The organism is Streptococcus sp. HMSC072D05 (assembly GCF_001815805.1).
Classification (GTDB): domain Bacteria; phylum Bacillota; class Bacilli; order Lactobacillales; family Streptococcaceae; genus Streptococcus.
This window is the reverse complement of record NZ_KV822038.1, coordinates 548,887-571,532: the sequence shown is the minus strand read 5'-3', so window position 1 is coordinate 571,532 and position 22,646 is coordinate 548,887. Positions and strand designations below refer to the sequence as shown.

23 protein-coding genes are annotated in these 22,646 nt (G+C 40.7%); 13 read left to right on the top strand and 10 right to left on the bottom strand.

Annotation, left to right across the window (positions count from 1 at the left end):
• Nucleotides 1-197 precede the first annotated feature (197 nt).
• From HMPREF3057_RS08610 to ftsY, 3 genes are read left to right on the top strand one after another with little or no spacing between them, the layout of a single operon-like run.
• Nucleotides 198-989, top strand: a complete 792-nt coding sequence (locus HMPREF3057_RS08610; protein ID WP_070697411.1) for a Cof-type HAD-IIB family hydrolase — start codon at nucleotides 198-200, stop codon at nucleotides 987-989.
• Entirely contained in the window at nucleotides 989-1,807 is an 819-nt protein-coding gene (locus HMPREF3057_RS08605) for a Cof-type HAD-IIB family hydrolase (protein WP_070697244.1), read from the top strand. Before HMPREF3057_RS08610 ends, HMPREF3057_RS08605 begins: the two co-directional genes overlap by 1 nt.
• Nucleotides 1,808-1,810: 3 nt before the next feature.
• The gene (gene ftsY, locus HMPREF3057_RS08600) at nucleotides 1,811-3,112 is read left to right on the top strand and encodes a signal recognition particle-docking protein FtsY (RefSeq protein WP_070697242.1); all 1,302 of its coding nucleotides are present in this window, start codon (nucleotides 1,811-1,813) and stop codon (nucleotides 3,110-3,112) included.
• A 43-nt stretch (nucleotides 3,113-3,155) separates the two neighbouring features.
• Here ftsY and zwf read toward each other — a convergent pair whose 3' ends face one another.
• The 3 genes from zwf to HMPREF3057_RS08585 form a co-directional block, all read right to left on the bottom strand.
• On the bottom strand, nucleotides 3,156-4,643 hold the full coding sequence (zwf, locus tag HMPREF3057_RS08595; protein WP_070697239.1) for a glucose-6-phosphate dehydrogenase: 1,488 nt from the start codon (nucleotides 4,641-4,643) through the stop codon (nucleotides 3,156-3,158).
• A 149-nt stretch (nucleotides 4,644-4,792) separates the two neighbouring features.
• On the bottom strand, nucleotides 4,793-5,533 hold the full coding sequence (locus HMPREF3057_RS08590) for an amino acid ABC transporter ATP-binding protein (protein WP_001096337.1): 741 nt from the start codon (nucleotides 5,531-5,533) through the stop codon (nucleotides 4,793-4,795).
• Nucleotides 5,533-7,698 (bottom strand): ABC transporter substrate-binding protein/permease, encoded by a 2,166-nt coding sequence (locus HMPREF3057_RS08585; protein WP_049479342.1) that lies wholly within the window; start codon nucleotides 7,696-7,698, stop codon nucleotides 5,533-5,535. Before HMPREF3057_RS08585 ends, HMPREF3057_RS08590 begins: the two co-directional genes overlap by 1 nt.
• A gap of 180 nt (nucleotides 7,699-7,878) precedes the next feature.
• Here HMPREF3057_RS08585 and uvrB point away from each other — a divergent pair, with 180 nt between their 5' ends.
• The 6 genes from uvrB to HMPREF3057_RS08550 all read left to right on the top strand — a co-directional run bounded on the left by uvrB (nucleotide 7,879) and on the right by HMPREF3057_RS08550 (nucleotide 12,945).
• Nucleotides 7,879-9,867, top strand: a complete 1,989-nt coding sequence (gene uvrB / locus HMPREF3057_RS08580) for an excinuclease ABC subunit UvrB (RefSeq protein WP_070697237.1) — start codon at nucleotides 7,879-7,881, stop codon at nucleotides 9,865-9,867.
• Nucleotides 9,868-9,883: 16 nt separating this feature from the next.
• The gene (locus HMPREF3057_RS08575) at nucleotides 9,884-10,387 is read left to right on the top strand and encodes a GNAT family N-acetyltransferase (RefSeq protein ID WP_001054583.1); all 504 of its coding nucleotides are present in this window, start codon (nucleotides 9,884-9,886) and stop codon (nucleotides 10,385-10,387) included.
• Between the two features lie 89 nt (nucleotides 10,388-10,476).
• Nucleotides 10,477-10,980, top strand: coding sequence for a hypothetical protein (locus HMPREF3057_RS08570; RefSeq protein ID WP_000768099.1), 504 nt, complete (start codon nucleotides 10,477-10,479; stop codon nucleotides 10,978-10,980).
• A gap of 495 nt (nucleotides 10,981-11,475) precedes the next feature.
• Nucleotides 11,476-12,033, top strand: coding sequence for a hypothetical protein (locus HMPREF3057_RS08560; protein ID WP_000440207.1), 558 nt, complete (start codon nucleotides 11,476-11,478; stop codon nucleotides 12,031-12,033).
• On the top strand, nucleotides 12,011-12,454 hold the full coding sequence (locus HMPREF3057_RS08555; protein WP_070697236.1) for a hypothetical protein: 444 nt from the start codon (nucleotides 12,011-12,013) through the stop codon (nucleotides 12,452-12,454). The genes HMPREF3057_RS08560 and HMPREF3057_RS08555 overlap by 23 nt, the downstream gene beginning before the upstream one ends.
• A gap of 23 nt (nucleotides 12,455-12,477) precedes the next feature.
• A complete protein-coding gene (locus HMPREF3057_RS08550) occupies nucleotides 12,478-12,945 on the top strand; it encodes an 8-oxo-dGTP diphosphatase (protein WP_000085296.1) in 468 nt (155 codons plus the stop codon).
• Here HMPREF3057_RS08550 and HMPREF3057_RS08545 read toward each other — a convergent pair.
• Entirely contained in the window at nucleotides 12,942-13,457 is a 516-nt protein-coding gene (locus tag HMPREF3057_RS08545) for a transcription repressor NadR (protein WP_000159158.1), read from the bottom strand. The genes HMPREF3057_RS08550 and HMPREF3057_RS08545 overlap by 4 nt on opposite strands.
• An 11-nt stretch (nucleotides 13,458-13,468) precedes the next feature.
• Complete coding sequence (locus tag HMPREF3057_RS08540; RefSeq protein WP_000354644.1) at nucleotides 13,469-13,996, bottom strand: ECF transporter S component; 528 nt, start codon at nucleotides 13,994-13,996, stop codon at nucleotides 13,469-13,471.
• Between the two features lie 135 nt (nucleotides 13,997-14,131).
• Here HMPREF3057_RS08540 and HMPREF3057_RS08535 point away from each other — a divergent pair, with 135 nt between their 5' ends.
• Nucleotides 14,132-14,491: a hypothetical protein gene (locus tag HMPREF3057_RS08535; RefSeq protein WP_049479339.1), complete on the top strand. Its 360-nt coding sequence runs from the start codon at nucleotides 14,132-14,134 to the stop codon at nucleotides 14,489-14,491.
• A 41-nt stretch (nucleotides 14,492-14,532) separates the two neighbouring features.
• Here the strand turns inward: HMPREF3057_RS08535 and HMPREF3057_RS08530 are convergent, their stop codons facing one another.
• Genes HMPREF3057_RS08530 through coaB form a run of 3 tightly spaced genes read right to left on the bottom strand, consistent with a single transcriptional unit; the run spans nucleotide 14,533 to nucleotide 16,332 of the window.
• Nucleotides 14,533-15,096: an ECF transporter S component gene (locus tag HMPREF3057_RS08530; protein ID WP_001042720.1), complete on the bottom strand. Its 564-nt coding sequence runs from the start codon at nucleotides 15,094-15,096 to the stop codon at nucleotides 14,533-14,535.
• Complete coding sequence (gene coaC, locus HMPREF3057_RS08525) at nucleotides 15,080-15,631, bottom strand: phosphopantothenoylcysteine decarboxylase (protein WP_070697235.1); 552 nt, start codon at nucleotides 15,629-15,631, stop codon at nucleotides 15,080-15,082. Before coaC ends, HMPREF3057_RS08530 begins: the two co-directional genes overlap by 17 nt.
• A gap of 11 nt (nucleotides 15,632-15,642) precedes the next feature.
• Nucleotides 15,643-16,332, bottom strand: coding sequence for a phosphopantothenate--cysteine ligase (gene coaB, locus HMPREF3057_RS08520; protein ID WP_049490643.1), 690 nt, complete (start codon nucleotides 16,330-16,332; stop codon nucleotides 15,643-15,645).
• A gap of 228 nt (nucleotides 16,333-16,560) precedes the next feature.
• Between coaB and HMPREF3057_RS08515 the strand changes: the two genes are divergently transcribed.
• From HMPREF3057_RS08515 to radC, 3 genes are all read left to right on the top strand, one after another.
• Complete coding sequence (locus HMPREF3057_RS08515) at nucleotides 16,561-18,231, top strand: formate--tetrahydrofolate ligase (protein ID WP_070697232.1); 1,671 nt, start codon at nucleotides 16,561-16,563, stop codon at nucleotides 18,229-18,231.
• Nucleotides 18,232-18,413: 182 nt separating this feature from the next.
• The gene (gene pcrA / locus HMPREF3057_RS08510; protein WP_070697230.1) at nucleotides 18,414-20,705 is read left to right on the top strand and encodes a DNA helicase PcrA; all 2,292 of its coding nucleotides are present in this window, start codon (nucleotides 18,414-18,416) and stop codon (nucleotides 20,703-20,705) included.
• A 42-nt stretch (nucleotides 20,706-20,747) separates the two neighbouring features.
• Nucleotides 20,748-21,428 carry a RadC family protein gene (gene radC / locus HMPREF3057_RS08505; protein WP_000286945.1) on the top strand — a complete coding sequence of 227 codons (681 nt, stop codon included), beginning with the start codon at nucleotides 20,748-20,750 and terminating at the stop codon, nucleotides 21,426-21,428.
• Between the two features lie 14 nt (nucleotides 21,429-21,442).
• On the opposite strand, the gene HMPREF3057_RS08500 is transcribed toward radC, so the two are convergent.
• Together HMPREF3057_RS08500 and HMPREF3057_RS08495 are read right to left on the bottom strand one after the other, a co-directional pair.
• On the bottom strand, nucleotides 21,443-21,931 hold the full coding sequence (locus HMPREF3057_RS08500) for a hypothetical protein (protein WP_049490636.1): 489 nt from the start codon (nucleotides 21,929-21,931) through the stop codon (nucleotides 21,443-21,445).
• A gap of 24 nt (nucleotides 21,932-21,955) precedes the next feature.
• Nucleotides 21,956-22,645, bottom strand: coding sequence for a gamma-glutamyl-gamma-aminobutyrate hydrolase family protein (locus tag HMPREF3057_RS08495; protein ID WP_070697228.1), 690 nt, complete (start codon nucleotides 22,643-22,645; stop codon nucleotides 21,956-21,958).
• Between the last annotated feature and the right edge of the window lies 1 nt (nucleotide 22,646).

The following is a 22,646-nucleotide window of genomic DNA, read 5'->3' as shown; positions in this document are numbered from 1 at the left end:
CCTTTCTCTCCATTATAGAGAAAAGAGTAGGGGAATACAAACTTTTTAAACTATCTGAAAAAAGTTCTACGATTCTAATTTTTAGGCCCTTTGAAGTTTCTCCGAAAAAGTAGTGCTATCCTACTGTACTGGACCTTTTTAAACTTATCTATGGTATAATAGAAGATAGATTTATCAATTGGAGAATGAAGGATTTTATGATTAAACTTGTAGCAACCGATATGGATGGAACCTTTCTAGATGGAGAGGGTCGGTTTGATATGAAACGCCTCAAAAACGTACTTGTTTCCTACAAGGAAAAGGGGATTTATTTTGCTGTGGCTTCAGGTCGCGGTATCTTGTCCCTGAAAAAGTTGTTTGCGGATGTGCGTGATGAAGTGATTTTTATAGCTGAAAATGGGAGCTATGTTGAGTTTCATGGTGAGGATATGTATGAGGCTACTATGTCTCGGGATTTTTACTTGAGCACTTTTGAAGCTTTAAAGAAATCGCCCTATTTTGATGAAAGAAAAATGCTCTTGACTGGGAAAAAAGCTTGTTATGTATTGGATACAGTGGATGAGATCTATCTGATGTTTAGTCGTCACTACAATGAAAACATTCAAAAAGTAGCGAGTTTAGAAGATATCACGGATGAGATTTTTAAATTCACCACCAACTTCACAGAAGAAACGATAGAAGTTGGTGAGGCCTGGGTCAACGAAAATGTTCCTGGTGTGAAAGCCATGACAACTGGTTTTGAATCCATTGATATTGTCTTGGACTATGTTGATAAGGGTGTAGCTATTGTTGAGCTGGCAAAAAAACTTGGTCTGACCATGGATCAGGTTATGGCTTTTGGCGATAATCTCAATGACCTTCACATGATGCAGGTAGTGGGGCACCCCATCGCTCCTGAAAATGCGCGACCAGAGATTTTAGAATTAGCAGAGACAGTGATTGGCCACCATAAGAACCAATCAGTGATGACTTATATGGAGGGCTTATAATGGCAGATATTAAATTGATTGCACTGGATTTGGACGGTACTTTGCTGACAACGGATAAAAAGCTGACAGATCGTACCAAGGCGGTTCTCAAAGCTGCGCGTGACCGTGGCATTAAGGTAGTGCTGACAACAGGTCGACCTTTGAAGGCTATGGATTTCTTTCTCCATGAGCTAGGGACTGACGGTCAGGAGGATGAGTACACCATCACCTTTAATGGTGGTCTGGTACAGAAAAATACTGGAGAGATTCTCGATAAAACCGTCTTTTCAATCGACGATGTGGCACGCTTGTACGAGGAAACTGAAAAACTCGGATTACCGTTAGATGCTATTTCAGAAGGAACCGTCTATCAAATCCAGTCTGACCAAGAAAGTCTCTATGCTAAGTTCAACCCAGCCTTGACTTTCGTACCTGTCGCTTTTGAGGATCTATCTAGTCAGATGACATATAATAAATGTGTGACTGCCTTTGCCCAAGAACCTTTGGATGCAGCGATTCAACAGATTTCTCCAGACTTGTTTGACCAATATGAAATCTTCAAATCGCGTGAACTCTTATTGGAATGGTCGCCGAAAAATGTCCACAAGGCAACAGGTTTAGCGAAATTAATTAAACACTTGGGAATCGACCAAAGTCAAGTCATGGCTTGTGGGGACGAGGCCAATGACCTTTCCATGATTGAGTGGGCAGGTCTGGGAGTTGCCATGCAAAATGCAGTTCCTGCAGTTAAAGAAGTTGCCAATGTGATTACCCCCATGACCAACGACGAGGAAGCCGTTGCCTGGGCTATCGAAGAATACGTGCTAAAGGAGAATTAGAATATGGGATTATTTGACCGTCTATTCGGGAAAAAAGAAGAGCCGAAAATCGAAGATATTGTTAAAGAAGCTCTGGAAAATCTTGATTTGTCAGAAGAGGTTGAAGAAAACCAAACGGCAGTCGAAGAAACTGCTCAGGAAGAGACAGCAAGAGACAAAGTGGAAAAAACACCTGCTCAAGAAGAACTTCCTCAAGTCTCAACAGAAGAAGTGATTGAACCAGAAGCAGTCGAGGAAACTGCTCAGGAAGAGCTTGGGCTAGAATCTGATGAATTGGAACAATTCCAAGAGTCGGAAAAATTTCTAGAAGAAGAGAACCAAGAAACTGAAGAAGAACTAGCGTCAGAAGTAGTAGAAGAAGAACTTCCTCAGGTTGAAGAAACCGTGCAGGAAAAATATGACCGCAGTCTCAAGAAAACCCGTACAGGATTCGGTGCTCGTTTGAATGCCTTCTTTGCCAACTTCCGTTCTGTCGATGAAGAATTCTTCGAAGAATTGGAAGAACTGCTCATCATGAGCGACGTCGGTGTGCAAGTCGCTTCAAACTTAACAGAAGAACTACGCTATGAAGCTAAACTCGAAAATGCTAAGAAGCCTGACGCGCTCCGTCGTGTCATTATCGAGAAATTGGTCGAGCTCTATGAGAAGGATGGCAACTACGATGAACAAATCCATTTCCAAGATGGTTTGACAGTCATGCTCTTTGTCGGAGTCAATGGTGTTGGGAAGACAACTTCTATTGGGAAATTAGCTCATCGTTACAAACAAGCTGGCAAGAAAGTCATGCTGGTTGCAGCGGATACTTTCCGTGCTGGTGCGGTTGCTCAGTTAGCAGAATGGGGTCGTCGTGTAGATGTTCCTGTTGTAACTGGTCCTGAGAAAGCCGATCCAGCCAGCGTTGTCTTTGATGGGATGGAGCGTGCAGTAGCGGAAGGAATGGATATTCTCATGATTGATACCGCAGGTCGACTGCAAAACAAGGACAACCTTATGGCTGAGTTGGAAAAAATTGGTCGCATCATCAAACGTGTCGTGCCAGAAGCCCCTCATGAAACCTTCCTAGCACTTGATGCTTCAACTGGACAAAACGCCTTGGTGCAAGCTAAAGAATTTTCGAAAATTACACCTGTTACAGGTATTGTATTGACTAAGATTGATGGAACTGCTCGAGGTGGTGTCGTTCTGGCTATCCGCGAAGAACTCAATATCCCTGTAAAATTGATTGGTTTCGGTGAAAAAATCGATGATATCGGGGAATTTAACTCAGAAAACTTTATGAAGGGTCTCTTAGAAGGATTGATTTAATACAAAATAAATATCCTGCAAGTCATCTTGCAGGATATTTTTGCTATTCTAAACGGCCCTCTTCACGATAGGCGATATCTGGTTGCCAGGTCCATTTAGCTCCATACTTTTCAAGTAAGTCAAAGCTAGCTTGTGGCCCCATGCTCCCAGATTTATAATCGTAGAGTGGAGCTCCGTTTTCAGCCCAGAGCTTTTCGATACGGTCAATCAATTTCCACGAAGCACTTACCTCATCCCAGTGGCTAAAGTTGGTAGAGTTGTTATTCAAGACATCGTAGATTAATTTCTCGTATGGGTCTGGTGAGGCTCCAGTAGCAGTAGCATCTGTACGGTAATCCAGAGAGCTTGGTGCTAGGTTAAATTCTTCACCGACTTGTTTCCTATTTAGGCTGAGTGAGAAGCCTTCTGTTGGTTGGATATAGATGGTCAAGATATTTGGTGCTAATGGTTCTCCAAAGATAGAGTCCATTTGCTTAAAGACGATATTGACATGAGTGCCTTTTTCTGTCAGGCGTTTACCAGTACGGAAGAAGAAAGGAACGCCACGGAAGCGATCGCTGTCTACAAAGAAGGCACCAGACGCAAAGGTTTCTGTTGTAGATTCAGGATCGACATTTGGCTCGCTTCGATAGGAAATGTATTTCATACCATCGATTTTACCAGAGCGATATTGACCACGGATAAACTGTTCTTTCAGTTCTTCCTCAGTTGGATGATAGAGGTTTTTAAAGACTTTTATCTTTTCAGCACGAATCTCATCCTTTGTAAAGCTAGCTGGTTTGTCCATGGCTAGAAGAGAGAGGAGTTGGAGTGTATGGTTTTGCACCATATCACGAAGGGCACCAGATTGATCATAGTAGCCACCACGTTCTTCTACACCCAAGCGCTCTGCAAAGGTAATCTGAACATTATCGATGTGTTCGCGATTCCAAACATTCTCAAAAATCATGTTGGCAAAACGAACAGCAAAGATACTCTGAATCATCTCTTTACCTAGGTAATGGTCGATACGGTAGATTTGCTCCTCATCAAAGGCCGCAAGGAGATCTTCATTGAGTTTGCTAGCTGTTTCGTAGTCTGTACCAAATGGTTTCTCAACGATCAAGCGCTCAAAACCTTTGCCATCGACAATGTTTTCAGATTTGAGGTGCTTGGCAATAGTTCCGAAGAACTGAGGTGCCATAGACAAGAAGAAGAGCTTATTGTGTTCAGCTTGGTATTTTTCGTTAAGCTCAGCTTGTAATTGGCGCAAAGCAATGTAATGTTCCGTATCGTTCACATCATGGCTTTGATAGTAGAAGTGGCTAGCAAATTCTTGGGCTTGCTCGGTACTATCTGCCAAATCAAGGATGGACTCAACAACTACAGATTCAAAATATTCCTTACTCCAAGGTCTACGAGCTGTTCCAATAACAGCAAAATGCTCAGAGAGATTGCCTGATTTATAGAGTCTGAAAAGGGAAGGGTAGAGTTTGCGTTTAGCTAAATCTCCACTCGCACCGAAAATTGTAACAATAACCTTTGATGACATCTAGCTACCTAATTTCTATATTTTTTCCTAGTTGGACTAGGGATGAGATTTCCTCATTATCATAGTTTTTATTTTATCATAATTTTCAAAAAAAACAAAAAATCCAATACGCAATTAAAAAACTGTAAGGAGAACCTTACAGTTTTGTTTTATACATTTAAGACCTTGTCCAAGAACTCTTTTAGACGAGGGTGTTGCGGGTTGTCAAAGATTTGATCTGGAGTTCCATCTTCTAGGAATTCACCATCAGCCGTAAAGATAACACGGTTAGCCACCTGACGAGCAAATCCCATCTCATGGGTTACGATAATCATGGTCATGCCTTGTTCCGCCAATTCCTTCATAACATTCAGTACATCTCCAACCATTTCAGGGTCAAGAGCGGAAGTTGGCTCATCAAAGAGCATGATATCAGGGTTCATAGCAAGTCCACGTGCGATGGCTACACGCTGTTTCTGACCACCTGAAAGGCTATCTGGATTGGCATTCGCTTTGTCTGCAAGGCCAACCTTTTCAAGCAACTCCATCCCCAATTTTTCAGCTTCTTCTTTGGTCATCCGTTTGTGTTCAATAGGTGCAAAAGTGATATTTTCTAGGACGGACATGTGTGGGAAGAGGTTGAAGTGTTGGAAGACCATTCCCACGTTTTCGCGAACATGGTCGACATTGGTTGATTTTTCAGTCAAATCATAACCATTCACTGTGATGTGGCCACTCGTTACCTCCTCGAGAAGGTTAAGGCTACGGAGGAAAGTGGATTTACCAGAACCAGAAGGACCGATGATGCAGACAACATCTCCTTCATAGAATTTAGTTGTAATTCCTTTTAAAACTTCGTTTTTTCCATAATACTTATGCAAATCATTTACATCAATTTTTAGTTTTGCCATTATCGAATCCTCTTTTCTAAGCGTTTCGCTAGTCTAGTCAAAAGCGTGATAATTACAAGATAGAAGATAGCAAGGATTGCATACATCTTGAAACTTTGGTAGTTACGGGCGATGATGATCTTACCAGTTTGGAAAAGTTCCACCAGACCGATAGCAGACACGATGGTTGTATCTTTGAGAGCGATAACGAATTGGTTGACAAAGTTTGGCAACATCAATTTAGTCGCTTGTGGCAAGATAATCTTACGCATGGTTTTTCCATAAGAGATACCAAGACTGCGGCTGGCCTCCATTTGCCCAACTGGAACAGCTTGAATCCCACCACGAACAATTTCAGCGATATAAGCAGCAGCATTGAGTGAGAGGGCAATAGTACCAGCTACAAAGTCATTAATTGGACTTTGTTGGCCTGTAATGGACTCGATGAAGTTTGGAATTCCCCAGAAAATGAAGGCTGCAAGAATCATCAATGGGATACCGCGAATAACATCAACGAAAATCTCAGAGATTAGACGAAGAGATTTGTATGGACTAACGCTAAACATACCAAAGATAATCCCGATGACAATGGCAATTGCAAATGAGATAAGAGCTAGAGCAAGAGTGATTCCAAGTCCACTAAGAAGTTGTTTGTAGTTGTTTTGAAGCAAGCCCCAGATAGTAGTTTCGTCAACCGTACTTGTAGAGTCAGTTGAAGTTTCGCTAGCTAGATACTTGTCAAGAATCTTTTGGAATTCTCCGTTAGCTTTGAGGTTCGCAAGTCCGTTATTGAACATCTGGATCAATTCAGGATTTGTTCCTTTTTTAACCGCAAAGGCAGTTTCACCGATTGGAGTTCCAGCGATTGGTGTTTTCAATTTTTGACCTTGGCTGATAGAATATTTGAGAACTGGCTCATCATCCATCACGGCATCGATAGATCCAGTATTCAGACTGTCATACATTGATGCGCCATCTGCAAAGGTTTTAATCTTATAACCGTATTTGCTTTGATTTTCAGTAAGGAACGTTTGAGAAGCAGTTCCGTTTTTAACACCGACAGTTTTATCCTTGAGGTCTTCATAAGAAGCGATCGTGCTTGATTCTTTCACACCAAGAATCGTATTTGCTGTGTAGTAGGATTCTGAGAAGTCGAAGGTTTCCTTACGAGCATCCGTTACAGACATACCAGCAATGATACCATCTGCTTGTCCTGCTTGAACAGCACTGATGGCTGCGTCAAATCCTGGGTTGGTAATCTCAATTTCAAAACCTTGGTCTTTGGCAATAGCCTTGATGAGGTCCATATCAATACCAGTGTATTGATTGCTTGAATTTTGAAAGACGAATGGGGCGAAAGATGAGTCGCTGGCAATAATGTACTTGCTTTTCACTGGAGTAGCTTTTTGTCCAGCAGCAGTAGTTGTCGTTGGGGTTGCCGTAGTAGTAGAAGCTGTCCATTTTTGGATGATTTGCTCCAAGCTACCATCCTTCTTCATTTGTGCTAGGGCTTCGTTAAACTCGGTAACCAAGTGTTCATACTTGCTCCCTTTCTTGACACCAAAAGCAAAGCTTCCAACAGCCTCACCATCCATATTGATGCTGAGATCTTGTCCTTGATTAATCGCATACTCAATAACAGGTTTATCATCCATGATGGCATTTACAGCACCAGCACTTAGACTGTTATTCATCAAATCACCAGTATCAAAGGTTTTAATAGAGAAACCGTATTTATCTTTGATACTTTCGAGGAAACGTTGAGCGGCAGTTCCGTTCTTAACTCCAACTGTTTTGCCGCTAAGATCCTCATATTTGGTGATTTTATTTGCCTTTGTGGTAGCAATGACAACTTTTGTATCATAATAAGTATCAGACATGGTAAAGACATTTTCACGTTCTTTTGTTTTTGTCATACCTGCCATAATGGCATCTGCTTGACCTGACTGCACTGCATTTACAGCTGCATCAAAGCCAGGATAAGACATTTGGATGTTCCATCCTTTGATTTCTGCGACTTTATTGATGATATCAACATCAATCCCTTTATAGGTTTGATCTGAATCTTTAAACTCAAAAGGTGCGTAAGCTGTATCAGACACAATCTTAACAGTATCAGCTTTTGCCATACCTAGTGAGAAAATGGGAAATAAAATGAGCAAACATGCTAGTATTTTTTTCTTCATTTTTAGTCTCCTTTTCCGAATATTTTCCCATTATATCAGAAAATGAATGAAAAGGCAAATTTTATGGATTTTATGTAAGGAAATATAACATGAAATACTCGCTCTTATCAACCTAGAGTAGAGTCTGAAAAGCAAATTTATGGTAAAATAAAAGGATAGAAAAATGCAGATGAGGCAATCATGATAAATCGAATTACAGATAATAAATTTAAACTAGTATCAAAATACCAACCTTCAGGAGATCAACCCCAAGCGATTGAGCAGTTGGTTGACAATATCGAGGGTGGAGAGAAGGCTCAGATTTTGATGGGGGCGACGGGTACAGGGAAGACCTATACCATGAGTCAGGTCATTTCCAAAGTCAACAAACCAACTTTGGTCATTGCCCACAATAAAACCCTAGCTGGTCAGCTCTATGGGGAGTTTAAGGAATTTTTCCCTGAAAATGCTGTTGAGTACTTCGTATCCTACTATGATTATTATCAACCAGAGGCCTATGTCCCTTCGAGCGATACCTATATTGAGAAGGATAGCTCGGTCAATGATGAGATTGACAAGCTTCGACACTCAGCGACTTCAGCTCTTCTGGAGCGTAACGATGTCATCGTAGTGGCTTCAGTCTCTTGTATCTATGGTTTGGGTTCGCCCAAGGAATATTCTGATAGCGTCGTTAGTCTCCGTCCAGGTCTTGAGATTTCTCGTGATAAACTCTTGAATGACTTGGTTGATATTCAGTTTGAACGCAATGATGTTGATTTCCAACGGGGAAGATTTCGCGTTCGCGGGGATGTGGTGGAGATTTTCCCAGCTTCCTGTGATGAACACGCTTTTCGAGTAGAGTTTTTCGGGGATGAGATTGACCGTATCCGTGAGGTTGAGGCTTTGACAGGTCAGGTATTGGGAGAAGTAGATCATTTGGCGATTTTCCCTGCCACTCACTTTGTGACCAATGACGACCACATGGAGGTTGCTATTGCCAAGATTCAAGCAGAATTAGAAGAGCAGTTAGCTGTCTTTGAGAAGGAAGGCAAACTGCTAGAGGCCCAGCGTTTGAAACAGCGAACAGAGTATGATATTGAGATGTTACGTGAGATGGGCTATACCAACGGTGTTGAAAACTACTCACGCCACATGGATGGTCGTAGTGAAGGAGAGCCTCCTTATACGCTTCTTGATTTCTTCCCAGATGATTTCTTAATCATGATTGATGAAAGTCACATGACCATGGGGCAGATTAAGGGCATGTACAATGGAGACCGTTCACGTAAGGAAATGTTGGTCAATTATGGTTTCCGTTTGCCGTCTGCCTTGGACAATCGCCCTCTCCGTCGTGAGGAGTTTGAGAGTCACGTTCATCAGATTGTATATGTTTCAGCGACACCAGGTGACTATGAAAATGAACAGACGGAGACAGTGATTGAGCAAATCATTCGACCGACAGGTCTCTTGGACCCTGAGGTAGAAGTGCGTCCAACTATGGGACAGATTGATGACCTCCTAGGTGAAATCAATGCCCGTGTTGAAAAGAACGAACGAACTTTTATCACAACCTTGACCAAGAAGATGGCAGAAGACTTGACCGACTACTTCAAAGAAATGGGCATCAAGGTCAAGTACATGCACTCAGATATTAAGACCTTGGAACGAACGGAGATTATCCGTGACCTACGTTTGGGTGTCTTTGATGTCTTGGTCGGAATCAATTTGCTCCGTGAAGGGATTGACGTACCTGAAGTAAGCTTGGTTGCTATTCTAGATGCTGACAAGGAAGGTTTCCTTCGTAACGAACGTGGCCTCATCCAGACTATTGGCCGTGCTGCCCGTAATAGCGAAGGCCATGTCATCATGTATGCGGACACGATGACTCAATCTATGCAACGTGCCATCGATGAAACGGCCCGCCGTCGGAAAATACAGATGGCTTATAATGAAGAGCATGGTATCGTACCTCAAACCATTAAGAAAGAAATCCGTGATCTAATCGCCGTAACCAAGGCAGTTGCTAAGGAAGAGGACAAGGAAGTCGATATCAATAGCCTCAACAAACAAGAGCGCAAAGAACTCGTCAAAAAACTCGAAAAACAAATGCAAGAAGCCGTCGAAGTACTTGACTTTGAACTTGCAGCTCAGATTCGTGATATGATGCTGGAAGTGAAGGCGTTGGGGTAGTGAAGGAGAAAAATAAATGAACCTAACTATCAAACAAATGGAAACTCCTGAAGAGATAGAAGGTAAATCCTTCGTTCATTGGCAAACGTGGAGAGAGGCTTATGATGACCTTTTACCTGCGAAATTTCAGGAGACGATGACATTAGAAAGATGTCGATTCTTTAGTCAAATATATCCAGAAAATACATTGATTGCGATGGATGGCATGAAGGTAGTTGGTTTTATCAGTTATGGAAACTATCGTGATGAGACTCTTCAAGCTGGTGAAATTATTGCCTTATATGTTTTAAAAGACTATTATGGAAAAGGTATTGCTCAGAAGTTAATGAAGGAAGCTCTGTCTACTCTTGAACAGTTCTCTGAAATATTTTTATGGGTATTAAATGAGAATAAGCGAGCCATTGCTTTCTATCAAAAAATGGGTTTTACTTTTGATGGGCAAGAAAAAATACTTGACCTTGGAAAACCTATCACTGAAATTAGAATGGTACGTAAGAAATCCTCAAAATCTGAGAGTTAAATACTGATAGAATTGCGATTTTGTTTTCAGATTACGCAATGAATCAACAATCATGTTTTAGATTATATTTTAAATAGAGGGAAGTTATTATGAAATTGAAAGAGAAGAATTATAAGAAGTCATCGAGCTTAGATTCTGTTCGTTTTTGGTTACAAGGGCATCGATTTGTCAAATTTATGCTTGATATTATCTTTTATATCATCTTGTTCCTAGTTATAGAATTTACAACATCACAGAACAAAAGCCTTCCAGCTGATTTTCGGTACAGAGAGCTTTTATTTCCCTTGCAATTGAATCTTTTTATCTTGGGTAATAGGTTCTATGCTCTCTTTTTGTCAGTGAAAACTAAAAAAGAAAGGACCCTTAAAAGATTTTGTGAACCCTTTATTTATATCAATATCCTTAGCTTCATTTTTCAACTGATTGGTGTGAGAAAAAGAGGAAGAGTCGTTCTGTCACCTTTGTTTTCACTGGAGTCATCCTATATCTGGTTTCCTATTGTCATCTACCTTCTAGTCTTGATGTTAACTTTGGCAATCTTCTTTCTCTCTAAAGGCTCAAAAAAAGGAGTAGATGAAAATGAAGATGAGTAGGCAAATGAAGTACAAGACAAAAGAAAAGCCTTCTTGGACTAAGAGGATTTTTCTTTGGATGGAAAGGCACAGAAGGATTGGTCAACTTTTGGATACGAGTGTATTATTTGGATCTATGTTTGTATCATTTCTTGCCGCCTCTTACATTAGTTATCTATTACCGAACATAAACTATCTTTCCCCCTTAAGCTTCAATCTTATCCTTCTGATCTTATCAACCTATTTCCTTGTCTTTCGTTTTAGTAGTGATAAACTTCAGAAATGGCGTTACTTTTCATGGGGTTTTATTGGGTTCAATGGTCTTCTTTTTCCCTTTCATCTCTTGGTAGGTCTGAATTGGCTAGGACGTCGTAAGTCAACGAATTTCCCTCCTATAATTTCTATGGATCCAGCCTATGTCTGGGTTCCTATTGTAAGTTATCTCTTTTTCTTTTTCTTGGGGCTGGGAATTCTGCTTTTGATTATACGGATAGAAAAGAGAAGAAGGAGGCGTAAATGGAACGAAAGACTAAGAGACAAAAGAAGATCAAACAACAGAACAGACAAATGAGAAAAATCCATAAAAAGTATTCTTTGGTAGCTCACGTCCAATTGTGGCTGGAAAGACATTCAAAGATTGCTTCTTTTATGGATGGTGGTATAATATTATTATCTATTTTTGGTATCATGTATGTGTTGTTCGGGACGTCACTTATCCCGAAACCGTATCAAGAAATGTCCTATGTCTTGCCAATTATTATGAATTTTGTCTTTTTGGTGCACACACTCTATCAAGGTATTTTTAGAGATGGTTTTATCAATAAGGCTTCAGTACAAGGATTTTTAAAAGCTTTTCTATACATAAATGGACCTATTTTTCTCCTCCACTTACTTGTTGGGGTGAAAGGGAGAAATGTTAAAAAAATTCCTTCCTTATTATCTGTTGATTATCGCTACATCTGGCTTCCAATTGCTACCTATCTAATCTTTTTCATCATTCCAGCGATATTGATGGTGATTTTGAAATATAATGATAAAAAGAGGAAAAATTATGACAAAAGAAAATCTAACTAAGTTAATTTCGTTTAAGACACTTTATTTGGCTTTGCTGACCTTTGTGGTTCTTCATTTGGTGTTGTTGGTTTTTGGCCTATCTTTTACGCCAATTTTGTGGAATAGTTGGTTTTTCATTCTTTGTTTGACCTTCCTAATCCATCCCTGGAGAATTTTTTATAGAACAAGAGATTTTCAATGGTATCACCTTATTTTTCAAATATTTAGTGGATTGGTGACATTTTACCTTTGGTTTGCAGCATTCTTTGTTTTATCAGTTATCTCGGATCCAGCCATCCCTATCAATATAGACTATCGCATAGAAGATAAGGAAATCATCATTGCTAGAGGTTTTTTGGCCCGTACTACTTATGAACATCATGAATTGATCAATCCCTTTATCATGAAGTCAGAAGTAAAATACAACGAAGATACATTTTAATAACTTAGAAAGCGAGCAAATCTATGTCCCGTGCCCAAGCAACCATTTTAACCAATATCTGTCTGATTGAAGACCTCGAAACCCAGCGAGTAGTCATGCAATACCGCTCTCCTGAAAACAATCGCTGGTCTGGCTATGCCTTTCCAGGAGGTCATGTTGAGAATGGCGAGTCCTTTGCCGAGTCTGTCATTCGTGAGATTTATGAAGAAACTGGTCTAACCATTCAGAATCCCCAACTGGTCGGCATTAAAAACTGGCCCTTAGATACAGGTGGGCGCTACATCGTTGTTTGTTATAAGGCGACAGAGTTTACTGGAAGTCTCCAATCCTCAGAAGAAGGAGAAGTATCTTGGGTGCAAAAAGACCAGATTCCAAATTTGGATCTGGCCTATGATATATTGCCTTTGATGGAAATGATGGAAGCACCTGACAAGTCTGAGTTCTTCTATCGCCACCGCACAGAGGACGGCTGGGAGAAAGAAATTTTCTAGTCTTTTACCAAATAACCTAACTGATCCAAGGCCTCCTCGATATAGTGGAGGTCTTGTTGTGTCTCGGCTTCAACAAGGTGGTAATGGATGCCGTCTGTCAATTCAGAAAGGGGTCTAAAGTCTGAATTCTCGACTTGTTCCAGAAAGTGCTGGACATCTCGGCGGCAAGTGAGTTTGAGTAGGGTTTCAATTTCGCCATAAACGGGATGATCGATTAAGATATTTTGAACGCGTCCGCCATTGTCTACAATGGCTAGTAGTTCCTGACCGATTTCTTCCAGTTCATGTTTCACTTTAAAGAGTTTGTGAACGTAGGGGCTGGCATCATTTTCTTTGTAAATATAACCACGATTGGTGGATAGGATAGGAGCCCCATCTGCTCGGAGAATAGCGATGTCCTGTACAATGACCTGACGCGTAACATGAAAGTGTTCAGCCAAGGTTTGACCATTGAGAGCTTTTGGCGCTTCTTTTAATAGTTTGAGAAGAGCTTGTTTGCGATCCTTTGTCATAGTTTTTCCTTTTAGCGACGTTTTCGAAGCACTTTATAGACAGCTAGTGCTAATGTATAGTCTACCATACTATGGACGATTGTGCCAAAACCAACTAGGACAAAGAGAACATAAAACATATTTTCAACATTTGTCCCTGAAGTAGCATAAAAGATGATACAAGCTATTACTTCAGCGATAGCATGAACAACACCCAAAACAAAGTTAAAAATCCAAGATGCCTTTGGTTTATCCAAGGTTTCAGGGAATTTCTTTAAGTACAAAGCCCCCAAAGTACCAAAAACGATGTGAGAGAAGGCACGGAGTACAATAACAGGCGGATAGCCTGCCATCAGAAAACCAAGACTAGAAGCAATAATCACAAAAGCAGCCATCAAAGGCGAAAGAAACATGGCGATAAAGATGGGGATATGACTTCCCAAGGTGTAAGAAGCCGGTGGGATAACGATTTTAAAAGGCATAATGATTGGAATCAAAATCGCTATTGCAGTGAGTAGGGCAGTCATGGTCATAAACTGCGTTTTTTTCCGTATATCCATAAGAACCTCCATTTATCTGTATATACACAAGTATAGTACAATAAATCACTAATCAAGTCAAGAAGCATTATTGATTTTTCAGGAAAATTTGGTTAAAATGTGGTAAAGAATAATAGGACCCGAGGAGAAATTGTGATGATACTTTTTGTTTACCTAATCGTGGTAATCGTGATGATGTCAAAACAGAAAAGTGAAGGGAAAGTAGTCTCAGGTTGGACTCGTTTCCTAGTTTATAGTTTATTGGTCCTGTCTCTACTCTCTCTATTAGCAAGCAGTCTGGCTGTTTCACTCTTTAGCCTTCCTTTATTAGGTTTTCTTTTGATGGCAGCAATACTCGAAATTGCTTATTTCGTCAGATTGGTGATTGCATTTGGTTTGGTTTTTCTATCACTAACCCTATACTTGGATAGCCAGAAAAGCCAGCAACCTACCCCTCTTTCGTATCAGCTCCTGCGCTTTGGCTTTCATATTCTATTGATGTTTCTTATGTTTTAAATGCTAAACTCCACCTTCAGGATGAAAGTGGAGTTGATTTTTTATTTCTTCAAGGTTTGTAAACGTGGGACAATTGCTACTGTTAGAACGGCAGAAATGACAAGCTCGGCAATTGAGTTTGTAGAAATGACGGTTGCTAGGAGTTTTTGGATATTGCCGTCGAAGACATTTCCAAAAAGGAAGAAGATCCCCCCAAGGACAAAGACGGTGTTGGTAAGGGAACCAAGGGCACCAGCTAGGATTAGCCCAGTTTTATTTTTCATCAGTTTATAGACCAAGTAAGGTGTCAGACCGATCAAAATGCGAGGGACAATAGCGATAATCGCAGAGTAAATGTTTCCGTTCGGTACGAATGGTGAGAAGAGGTAGCTGGTTGGAAGGATGGTAATCGTGTTTACCGTTAAGCTTAGCAGTCCCATCAAGAAACCAAGTGTAACACCAACTCGTGGGCCGTAAATGATACTAGCAATGATTACTGGAATATGAACGATAGTTGGTTTAATTGGAAATGGGAAAAGATTAAATAGGAGAGAGCTCAAAAAGTGGATAACGAGCATAACTGCAAAAAAGATAGCAATTGGGGCAATGTTAGAGCGTTTGTTCATCGAGGGTTTCCTTTATTCTTTCTAATATAGTATTCAGGTCAGCTAGGGCGCCTTTGCCGTGATCGCCACAGGCTAGTAGAGATTCTTTTGGAGAGATGATCTGATAACCATAGGTCTCTAATGTTTTTAGATTAGCCTGGGTTGCCGGATGGTCATACATCTTTGTATTCATGGCTGGCGCGACTAACTTTTTGACGTGGTCTGGCAGGGCAAGTGCTGTACTTGTCACCATGTTGTCCGCAAATCCATGGGCTAACTTTGCTATGGTATTAGCAGTAGCTGGGGCTACAATAAAAAGGTCAGTCCTTTTGCCTAGTTCGATATGATTGACTTGATCAGGATAGGGTTCCTTCATGACATCAAGGTGAACTGGATTCTGTGAGAGTACCTGTAGTGTCAACGGTTGGATAAACTCTCTCGCTGCCTCAGTCATTAAGACAGTAACCTGATGGCCTTGTTTTTTCAAGGAACTGACTAGATCAGCTGCTTTATAGGAGGCAATGGAACCTGTCACTGCGATGAGAATATTTGCCATGGCTTTCCTTTCTATGAATCGTATGCTTGAATTTTTTCAAGGAGGAGATTTGCTATTTCCTCTTTGGTTTGAACGGTTTGGAGTTCCTCTTTCTCAACAAAGATTGCTTGATGCTGGTTTGCTGAAATTTGAGTCAGGTCATTTGCGATGATTAAGTCTGCTTGGTTCTTGATAAGACTTTTTCTAGCAATCTCAATGAGATAATCCTCAGAGACATCAACCAATAGTTTGAAACCAATCAGATGAATGGCAGGGTTCCATTCTTTGACCAAAGAGATGATTTTGGGTGTTTTTTTCAGGAATAAGACCTGAACTTCATCAGTTGAAGAAATCTTAGCTTGATGATTCTGCTTGCTTAAAAATTCTTCTAAATTAGGGCTAGCCTGTACCTCCTCAAGCCCCGTCATATAAACAGGAGTGTAGTCAGACACAGCCATTGAGTGGATTAAGACCTGATATTCCTTAACAAGTTCTTGCATCACAACTAGAAGGTCGTTGGTATTATTAATTTCTCGAATGCTTAGGTTGGGATGAGCTTCTGGCTTCAGAGCTCGTTTTGTCGTTATCAAACAAACTTCATGCCCTGCCGCCAGCAAGGTCTCCGTGATGATTTTCCCCAAGCGACCTGTAGAATGGTTAGTAATAGAGCGGACACTATCGATAGCTTCACTGGTACCGCCTGACGTGACTAAAATTTTCATAGCACTATTGTACACAAAAATAAACAGTAAGTAAAATGAAAGCGATAAAATTTTGCTAAAACAAAGCTACACTATAGTTTATAACTATAAAGCCATATAAAATTTTTAAAAGATCCCTAAAAATCTTGAAATTCAGGATATTTACGAACGTTTAGAGAGTTTATGGATGTTAAAAATCTTGTTTTGTGTTATAATAAATTATCAAATTAGAGGCTAGAGGAGTTTTGAATGAAAACAGATATTGAAATCGCACAGAGTATTGAGTTGAAGCCAATCGTTGATGTTGTTGAGAAACTTGGTATTTCTTACGACGATTTGGAATTGTACGGGAAGTATAAGGCTAAACTCAGCTTTGATAAAATTCGTGCAGTTGAGAGCAATCCAGTTGGGAAATTGATCTTGGTAACTGCTATCAATCCAACACCTGCAGGTGAAGGGAAGTCTACCATTACCATTGGTCTGGCAGACGCCTTAAACAAAATCGGCAAGAAAACCATGATTGCTATCCGCGAACCGTCTCTTGGCCCAGTAATGGGGATTAAGGGTGGTGCAGCCGGTGGTGGTTATGCCCAAGTGTTGCCAATGGAAGACATCAACCTTCACTTTACCGGAGATATGCATGCCATTACCACTGCTAACAACGCTCTTTCTGCCTTGATTGACAACCACTTACACCAAGGAAATGAGCTGGGAATCGACCAACGTCGTATTCTTTGGAAACGTGTTGTGGACTTGAATGACCGTGCCCTTCGTCATGTGACCGTTGGACTTGGTGGTCCTCTAAACGGTATTCCACGTGAGGATGGTTTCGATATTACCGTCGCTTCAGAAATCATGGCCATTCTTTGCTTGGCGACTGATATTGAAGATTTGAAAAAGCGCTTGGCTAGCATCGTTATTGGCTATCACTATGACCGTACACCAGTTACTGTTGGTGATTTACAGGTTGAGGGAGCATTAGCATTGATTTTGAAAGATGCTATTAAGCCAAACTTGGTTCAGACAATTTACGGTACACCTGCCTTTGTACACGGTGGTCCTTTTGCCAATATTGCTCATGGATGTAACTCTGTTTTGGCAACAAGCACAGCCCTTCGCTTGGCTGACTATACTGTTACTGAAGCTGGTTTTGGTGCAGACCTTGGTGCTGAGAAATTCCTTGATATCAAGACACCAAACTTGCCAACATCTCCAGATGCAGTTGTCATCGTCGCAACCCTTCGTGCCCTTAAGATGAATGGTGGTGTAGCTAAGGACGCTTTGACAGAGGAAAATGTAGAAGCAGTTCGTTCAGGTTTTGCTAACTTGAAACGCCACGTTGAGAACATCCGTAAGTTCGGTATTCCAGCAGTTGTAGCTATCAATGAATTTGTTTCTGATACAGAGGCTGAAATCGCAGCCTTGAAGGAACTTTGTGCCTCAATCGATGTACCAGTAGAATTGGCTAGTGTCTGGGCTGATGGCGCAGAAGGTGGTGTAACACTTGCCGAAACGCTTGTCAAGACTATCTCTGAAAATCCAGCCAACTACACTCGTCTTTATGACAATGAACTTTCTGTTCAAGAAAAGATTGAAAAGATTGTTACTGAGATCTACCGTGGTAGCAAAGTGAACTTTGAGAAAAAAGCCCAAACGCAAATTGCCCAAATCGTTCAAAACGGATGGGACAAATTGCCAATCTGTATGGCTAAAACGCAATATAGTTTCTCTGATAATCCAAATGCACTTGGAGCTCCAGAAAACTTTGAAATTACCATTCGTGAATTGGTACCAAAATTAGGTGCAGGCTTCATCGTTGCCCTAACTGGTGATGTTATGACCATGCCAGGTCTTCCAAAACGTCCAGCCGCTCTTAATATGGATGTTGAAAGCGATGGAACAGTTCTAGGTTTGTTCTAATAGATTAATTGATTCTAAATGAGTTTGGAAAAGTTTTCCAAGCTCATTTTCTTGTCTAGATATGAGGAGTTGTCTTCAGCTGATAATAGAGTTACTTTCTAGACGCAATCAGTCTAGCTAAAGATATTTTCTCTAATTTCTGATATAATAGAAACATTGACTTCAAGAGTAAGGAAGAGAAAATGAACGCATTATTGAATGGAATGAATGACCGTCAAGCTGAGGCGGTGCAAACGACAGAAGGGCCCTTGTTAATCATGGCGGGGGCTGGTTCTGGAAAGACTCGTGTTTTAACTCACAGAATCGCCTACTTGATTGATGAAAAGATGGTCAATCCTTGGAATATCTTGGCCATTACCTTTACCAATAAGGCTGCTCGTGAGATGAAGGAGCGTGCCTATGGGCTTAATCCAGCTACTCAGGACTGTCTGATTGCGACCTTTCACTCCATGTGTGTTCGTATCCTGCGTCGCGATGCGGATCATATTGGCTACAATCGGAATTTCACTATTGTAGATCCTGGTGAGCAACGTACTCTCATGAAACGCATTCTCAAGCAGTTGAACTTGGATCCTAAAAAATGGAATGAACGGACTATTTTGGGAACTATTTCCAATGCCAAGAATGACTTGATTGATGATGTGGCTTATGCTGCTCAAGCTGGTGATATGTACACGCAAATCGTAGCTCAGTGTTATACAGCTTATCAAAAGGAGCTTCGTCAGTCTGAGTCCGTTGACTTTGATGATTTGATTATGTTGACTTTGCGTCTCTTTGATCAGAATCCTGATGTCTTGACCTACTATCAGCAGAAGTTCCAGTACATTCATGTTGATGAGTACCAAGATACCAACCATGCCCAGTATCAATTGGTCAAACTCTTGGCTTCACGCTTTAAAAACATCTGCGTGGTCGGTGATGCAGACCAATCTATCTATGGTTGGCGTGGGGCTGATATGCAGAATATCTTGGATTTCGAGAAAGATTATCCTCAAGCCAAGGTAGTTTTGCTAGAGGAAAATTACCGTTCAACCAAAACCATTCTCCAAGCAGCCAATGACGTCATCAAAAACAATAAAAACCGTCGCCCCAAGAATCTCTGGACCCAGAATGCCGATGGGGAGCAAATCGTTTATTATCGCGCAAATGACGAACAGGATGAGGCTGTTTTTGTAGCCAAAACCATTGATGAACTTGGTCGTAGTCAAAACTTCCTCCACAAGGATTTTGCAGTTCTTTATCGGACTAATGCGCAATCCCGTACTATTGAGGAAGCACTGCTTAAGTCCAATATTCCTTATACTATGGTCGGAGGGACCAAGTTCTACAGCCGTAAGGAAATCCGTGATATTATCGCCTACCTTAATCTTATTGCTAATTTAAGTGACAATATCAGTTTTGAGCGCATTATTAACGAACCAAAACGTGGAATTGGCCCAGGAACCGTTGAGAAAATCCGTGATTTTGCGAATATGCAAGAGATGTCTATGCTGGATGCTTCAGCTAATATTATGTTGTCTGGCATCAAAGGAAAAGCAGCACAGTCAATTTGGGACTTTGCCAATATGATCTTGGATTTGCGAGAAAAACTGGATCAATTAACTATCACCGAGCTGGTGGAGGCTGTTCTAGAAAAAACTGGTTATATCGATATTCTCAATGCCCAAGCAACCTTAGAGAGCAAGGCTCGTGTTGAAAATATCGAAGAGTTCCTATCTGTTACCAAGAACTTTGATGACAATCCTGATAGTCAAGAAGAAGAAACAGGTTTGGATAAACTCAGTCGTTTCCTGAATGACTTAGCCTTGATTGCGGATACGGATACAGGCAGTCAGGAGACATCTGAAGTAACCTTAATGACCCTCCATGCAGCGAAAGGACTCGAGTTCCCAGTTGTCTTTATTATTGGGATGGAGGAGAATGTCTTTCCCCTTAGCCGTGCAGCTGAAGATCCAGATGAACTGGAAGAAGAACGCCGTTTGGCCTATGTCGGTATCACACGAGCAGAAAAGATCCTCTATCTGACCAATGCCAACTCTCGCTTGCTTTTCGGTCGTACAAATTATAACCGTCCAACACGTTTCATCAATGAGATCAGTTCGGACTTGCTCGAGTATCAAGGTTTGGCCCGTCCAGCGAATACTAGCTTTAAAGCCTCTTATAGCAGTGGTGGGATTGCTTTCGGTCAAGGTATGAGCTTAGCTCAGGCCCTTCAAGAACGGAAACGCAATGCTGCACCAAGCTCTATCCAGTCAAGTGGTCTTCCGTTTGGACAGTTTACATCCGGAAATAAAAAAGATTCAAGCGATACCAACTGGTCTATTGGGGATATTGCCCTTCACAAGAAATGGGGAGAGGGAACTGTTCTGGAAGTCTCTGGTAGCGGTGATACTCAGGAACTGAAAATTAACTTCCCAGAAGTAGGACTTAAAAAACTCCTAGCCAGCGTTGCTCCAATTGAGAAAAAAATCTAATTTTTCATCCTCCTCACGAATAATAAAGTGAGGAGGATTTTTATGTACAGTATTTCATTCCAAGAAGATTCGCTCTTGCCTAGAGAAAGACTAGTTAAAGAAGGAGTAGAGGCTCTAAGCAATCAAGAGTTGTTAGCTATTTTGCTCAGAACAGGAACGCGTCAGGCTAATGTCTTTGAAATTGCCCAGAGAGTCTTGAATAGTCTTAACAGTCTAACTGATCTGAAAAATATGACCCTGCAGGAATTGCAGAGTCTGTCTGGTATTGGACGGATTAAAGCCATTGAACTACAAGCAGTGATTGAACTGGGACACCGCATTCACAAACATGAAACCCTTGAGATGGAAAGTATTCTCAGTAGTCAAAAGCTAGCCAAGAAAATGCAACAGGAACTTGGCGACAAAAAACAAGAGCACCTAGTGGCGCTCTATCTCAATACTCAAAATCAAATCATCCATCAGCAAACTATTTTTATCGGATCTGCGACACGCAGCATTGCTGAACCGAGGGAAATCCTTCACTATGCCCTCAAGCATATGGCTACCTCAGTGATTCTCGTTCACAATCATCCATCCGGTGCTGTATCTCCTAGTCGAAACGACAACCATGTCACTAAACTAGTCAAGGAAGCCTGCGAACTGATGGGAATTGTGTTTCTGGATCATCTGATTGTCTCTCACTCGGATTACTTTAGTTACCGTGAAAAGACGGATTTGATTTAAGATTACACATGATCTTACTCAATCACTTTTAAAACATAGGAATCTACTTCTGCCATATTGATAACAGGAAGAGGTTTTATCGTGGGTACAAGTAAATTTTCTTGAACGATAAAGTTGACAATCGAATTGAAATCTTCGATTTTATAATATCTTTTTTTATGAATAAGAATATCTCTGTAAAAGTAAAGACTTGAATGAAATTTACTTTTTAGTTTGGCATCTGCCTTTTTACAAAATAGTTTTGCCTTTTTAGACATTTCTTTCAGCTGTTTTTCTTTTTCTTTTTGAGATAGTTTATCGAAATTCTCTTTATTCTTAGAAAAAGATTGGTAACTTTCCGCTGTTAAAAGTCTATAGAGATTAGAAAGATGAAAGCAAACACTTATTTCTTTTTCATTGTTTGATAAGAAAAGATTAGCTTCCTTTTTCTTATAAGATATGAAAACATTAGCTTCTATATCTCTCAAAATCTCATGAGTAGAAGGTATTTTAATTTCATTCATGATTTAATAACCTATTTATAAGTCCTAGAGTTCGTTAACAACATAGTCAAATAGCATTTTATCTTTGGGGCGATTCTCAAAGAGAAATTCAGGATGCCATTGAACACCAAGATAAGGAAAGCCGTCCGTAGTGGTCACAGCCTCAATGATTCCATCTTTAGGATCATGTGCTACAACCTTAAGATTTGAGGCTAGATCTTTAATGCTCTGGTGGTGGAAGGAGTTGATGTGAGAGATTTCTCCATAGATTTCTCGGAGAATGGTATCAGGTTCCGTTACGAGGCGTTGGGTAGTGTATTCGGCTGAACAGTCCTGCCAATGATCCTCAATATCTTGGTGAAGCGTGCCTCCCATGGCGACATTGAAAAGTTGAGTACCCCGACAAACAGAGAAAATTGGCTTCTTTTGCTTAATCGCTTCTTTGATAAGTGCTAGTTCAAAAATATCTCTTTGAAGGTGGTAGTCATCACTATCAATAGCCTTTGGTTCACCATAGTATTTTGGATCAACATTTTGCCCACCCGTTAGGATGAGCTTATCAATGATACTGATGTAATAGGCAGCCATTTCTTGATCACCAATCGGTAGGATGATTGGAATTCCGCCAGCGTCCTTGACTCCTTCAATAAATCCCTTCGCTGCATAGCTCATCATGATGTCATCATCTGGATGAGTTTTTTCATTTCCTGTAATCCCAATAACTGGTTTTTTCATA

What these genes read in the sequence shown, in the direction of transcription:
- HMPREF3057_RS08610 (WP_070697411.1), top strand. Translation starts at nt 198, where the DNA reads ATGATTAAACTTGTAGCAACCGATATGGATGGAACCTTTCTAGATGGA.
- HMPREF3057_RS08605 (WP_070697244.1), top strand. Translation starts at nt 989, where the DNA reads ATGGCAGATATTAAATTGATTGCACTGGATTTGGACGGTACTTTGCTG.
- ftsY (WP_070697242.1), top strand. Translation starts at nt 1,811, where the DNA reads ATGGGATTATTTGACCGTCTATTCGGGAAAAAAGAAGAGCCGAAAATC.
- zwf (WP_070697239.1), bottom strand. Translation starts at nt 4,643, where the DNA reads ATGTCATCAAAGGTTATTGTTACAATTTTCGGTGCGAGTGGAGATTTA.
- HMPREF3057_RS08590 (WP_001096337.1), bottom strand. Translation starts at nt 5,533, where the DNA reads ATGGCAAAACTAAAAATTGATGTAAATGATTTGCATAAGTATTATGGA.
- HMPREF3057_RS08585 (WP_049479342.1), bottom strand. Translation starts at nt 7,698, where the DNA reads ATGAAGAAAAAAATACTAGCATGTTTGCTCATTTTATTTCCCATTTTC.
- uvrB (WP_070697237.1), top strand. Translation starts at nt 7,879, where the DNA reads ATGATAAATCGAATTACAGATAATAAATTTAAACTAGTATCAAAATAC.
- HMPREF3057_RS08575 (WP_001054583.1), top strand. Translation starts at nt 9,884, where the DNA reads ATGAACCTAACTATCAAACAAATGGAAACTCCTGAAGAGATAGAAGGT.
- HMPREF3057_RS08570 (WP_000768099.1), top strand. Translation starts at nt 10,477, where the DNA reads ATGAAATTGAAAGAGAAGAATTATAAGAAGTCATCGAGCTTAGATTCT.
- HMPREF3057_RS08560 (WP_000440207.1), top strand. Translation starts at nt 11,476, where the DNA reads ATGGAACGAAAGACTAAGAGACAAAAGAAGATCAAACAACAGAACAGA.
- HMPREF3057_RS08555 (WP_070697236.1), top strand. Translation starts at nt 12,011, where the DNA reads ATGACAAAAGAAAATCTAACTAAGTTAATTTCGTTTAAGACACTTTAT.
- HMPREF3057_RS08550 (WP_000085296.1), top strand. Translation starts at nt 12,478, where the DNA reads ATGTCCCGTGCCCAAGCAACCATTTTAACCAATATCTGTCTGATTGAA.
- HMPREF3057_RS08545 (WP_000159158.1), bottom strand. Translation starts at nt 13,457, where the DNA reads ATGACAAAGGATCGCAAACAAGCTCTTCTCAAACTATTAAAAGAAGCG.
- HMPREF3057_RS08540 (WP_000354644.1), bottom strand. Translation starts at nt 13,996, where the DNA reads ATGGATATACGGAAAAAAACGCAGTTTATGACCATGACTGCCCTACTC.
- HMPREF3057_RS08535 (WP_049479339.1), top strand. Translation starts at nt 14,132, where the DNA reads ATGATACTTTTTGTTTACCTAATCGTGGTAATCGTGATGATGTCAAAA.
- HMPREF3057_RS08530 (WP_001042720.1), bottom strand. Translation starts at nt 15,096, where the DNA reads ATGAACAAACGCTCTAACATTGCCCCAATTGCTATCTTTTTTGCAGTT.
- coaC (WP_070697235.1), bottom strand. Translation starts at nt 15,631, where the DNA reads ATGGCAAATATTCTCATCGCAGTGACAGGTTCCATTGCCTCCTATAAA.
- coaB (WP_049490643.1), bottom strand. Translation starts at nt 16,332, where the DNA reads ATGAAAATTTTAGTCACGTCAGGCGGTACCAGTGAAGCTATCGATAGT.
- HMPREF3057_RS08515 (WP_070697232.1), top strand. Translation starts at nt 16,561, where the DNA reads ATGAAAACAGATATTGAAATCGCACAGAGTATTGAGTTGAAGCCAATC.
- pcrA (WP_070697230.1), top strand. Translation starts at nt 18,414, where the DNA reads ATGAACGCATTATTGAATGGAATGAATGACCGTCAAGCTGAGGCGGTG.
- radC (WP_000286945.1), top strand. Translation starts at nt 20,748, where the DNA reads ATGTACAGTATTTCATTCCAAGAAGATTCGCTCTTGCCTAGAGAAAGA.
- HMPREF3057_RS08500 (WP_049490636.1), bottom strand. Translation starts at nt 21,931, where the DNA reads ATGAATGAAATTAAAATACCTTCTACTCATGAGATTTTGAGAGATATA.
- HMPREF3057_RS08495 (WP_070697228.1), bottom strand. Translation starts at nt 22,645, where the DNA reads ATGAAAAAACCAGTTATTGGGATTACAGGAAATGAAAAAACTCATCCA.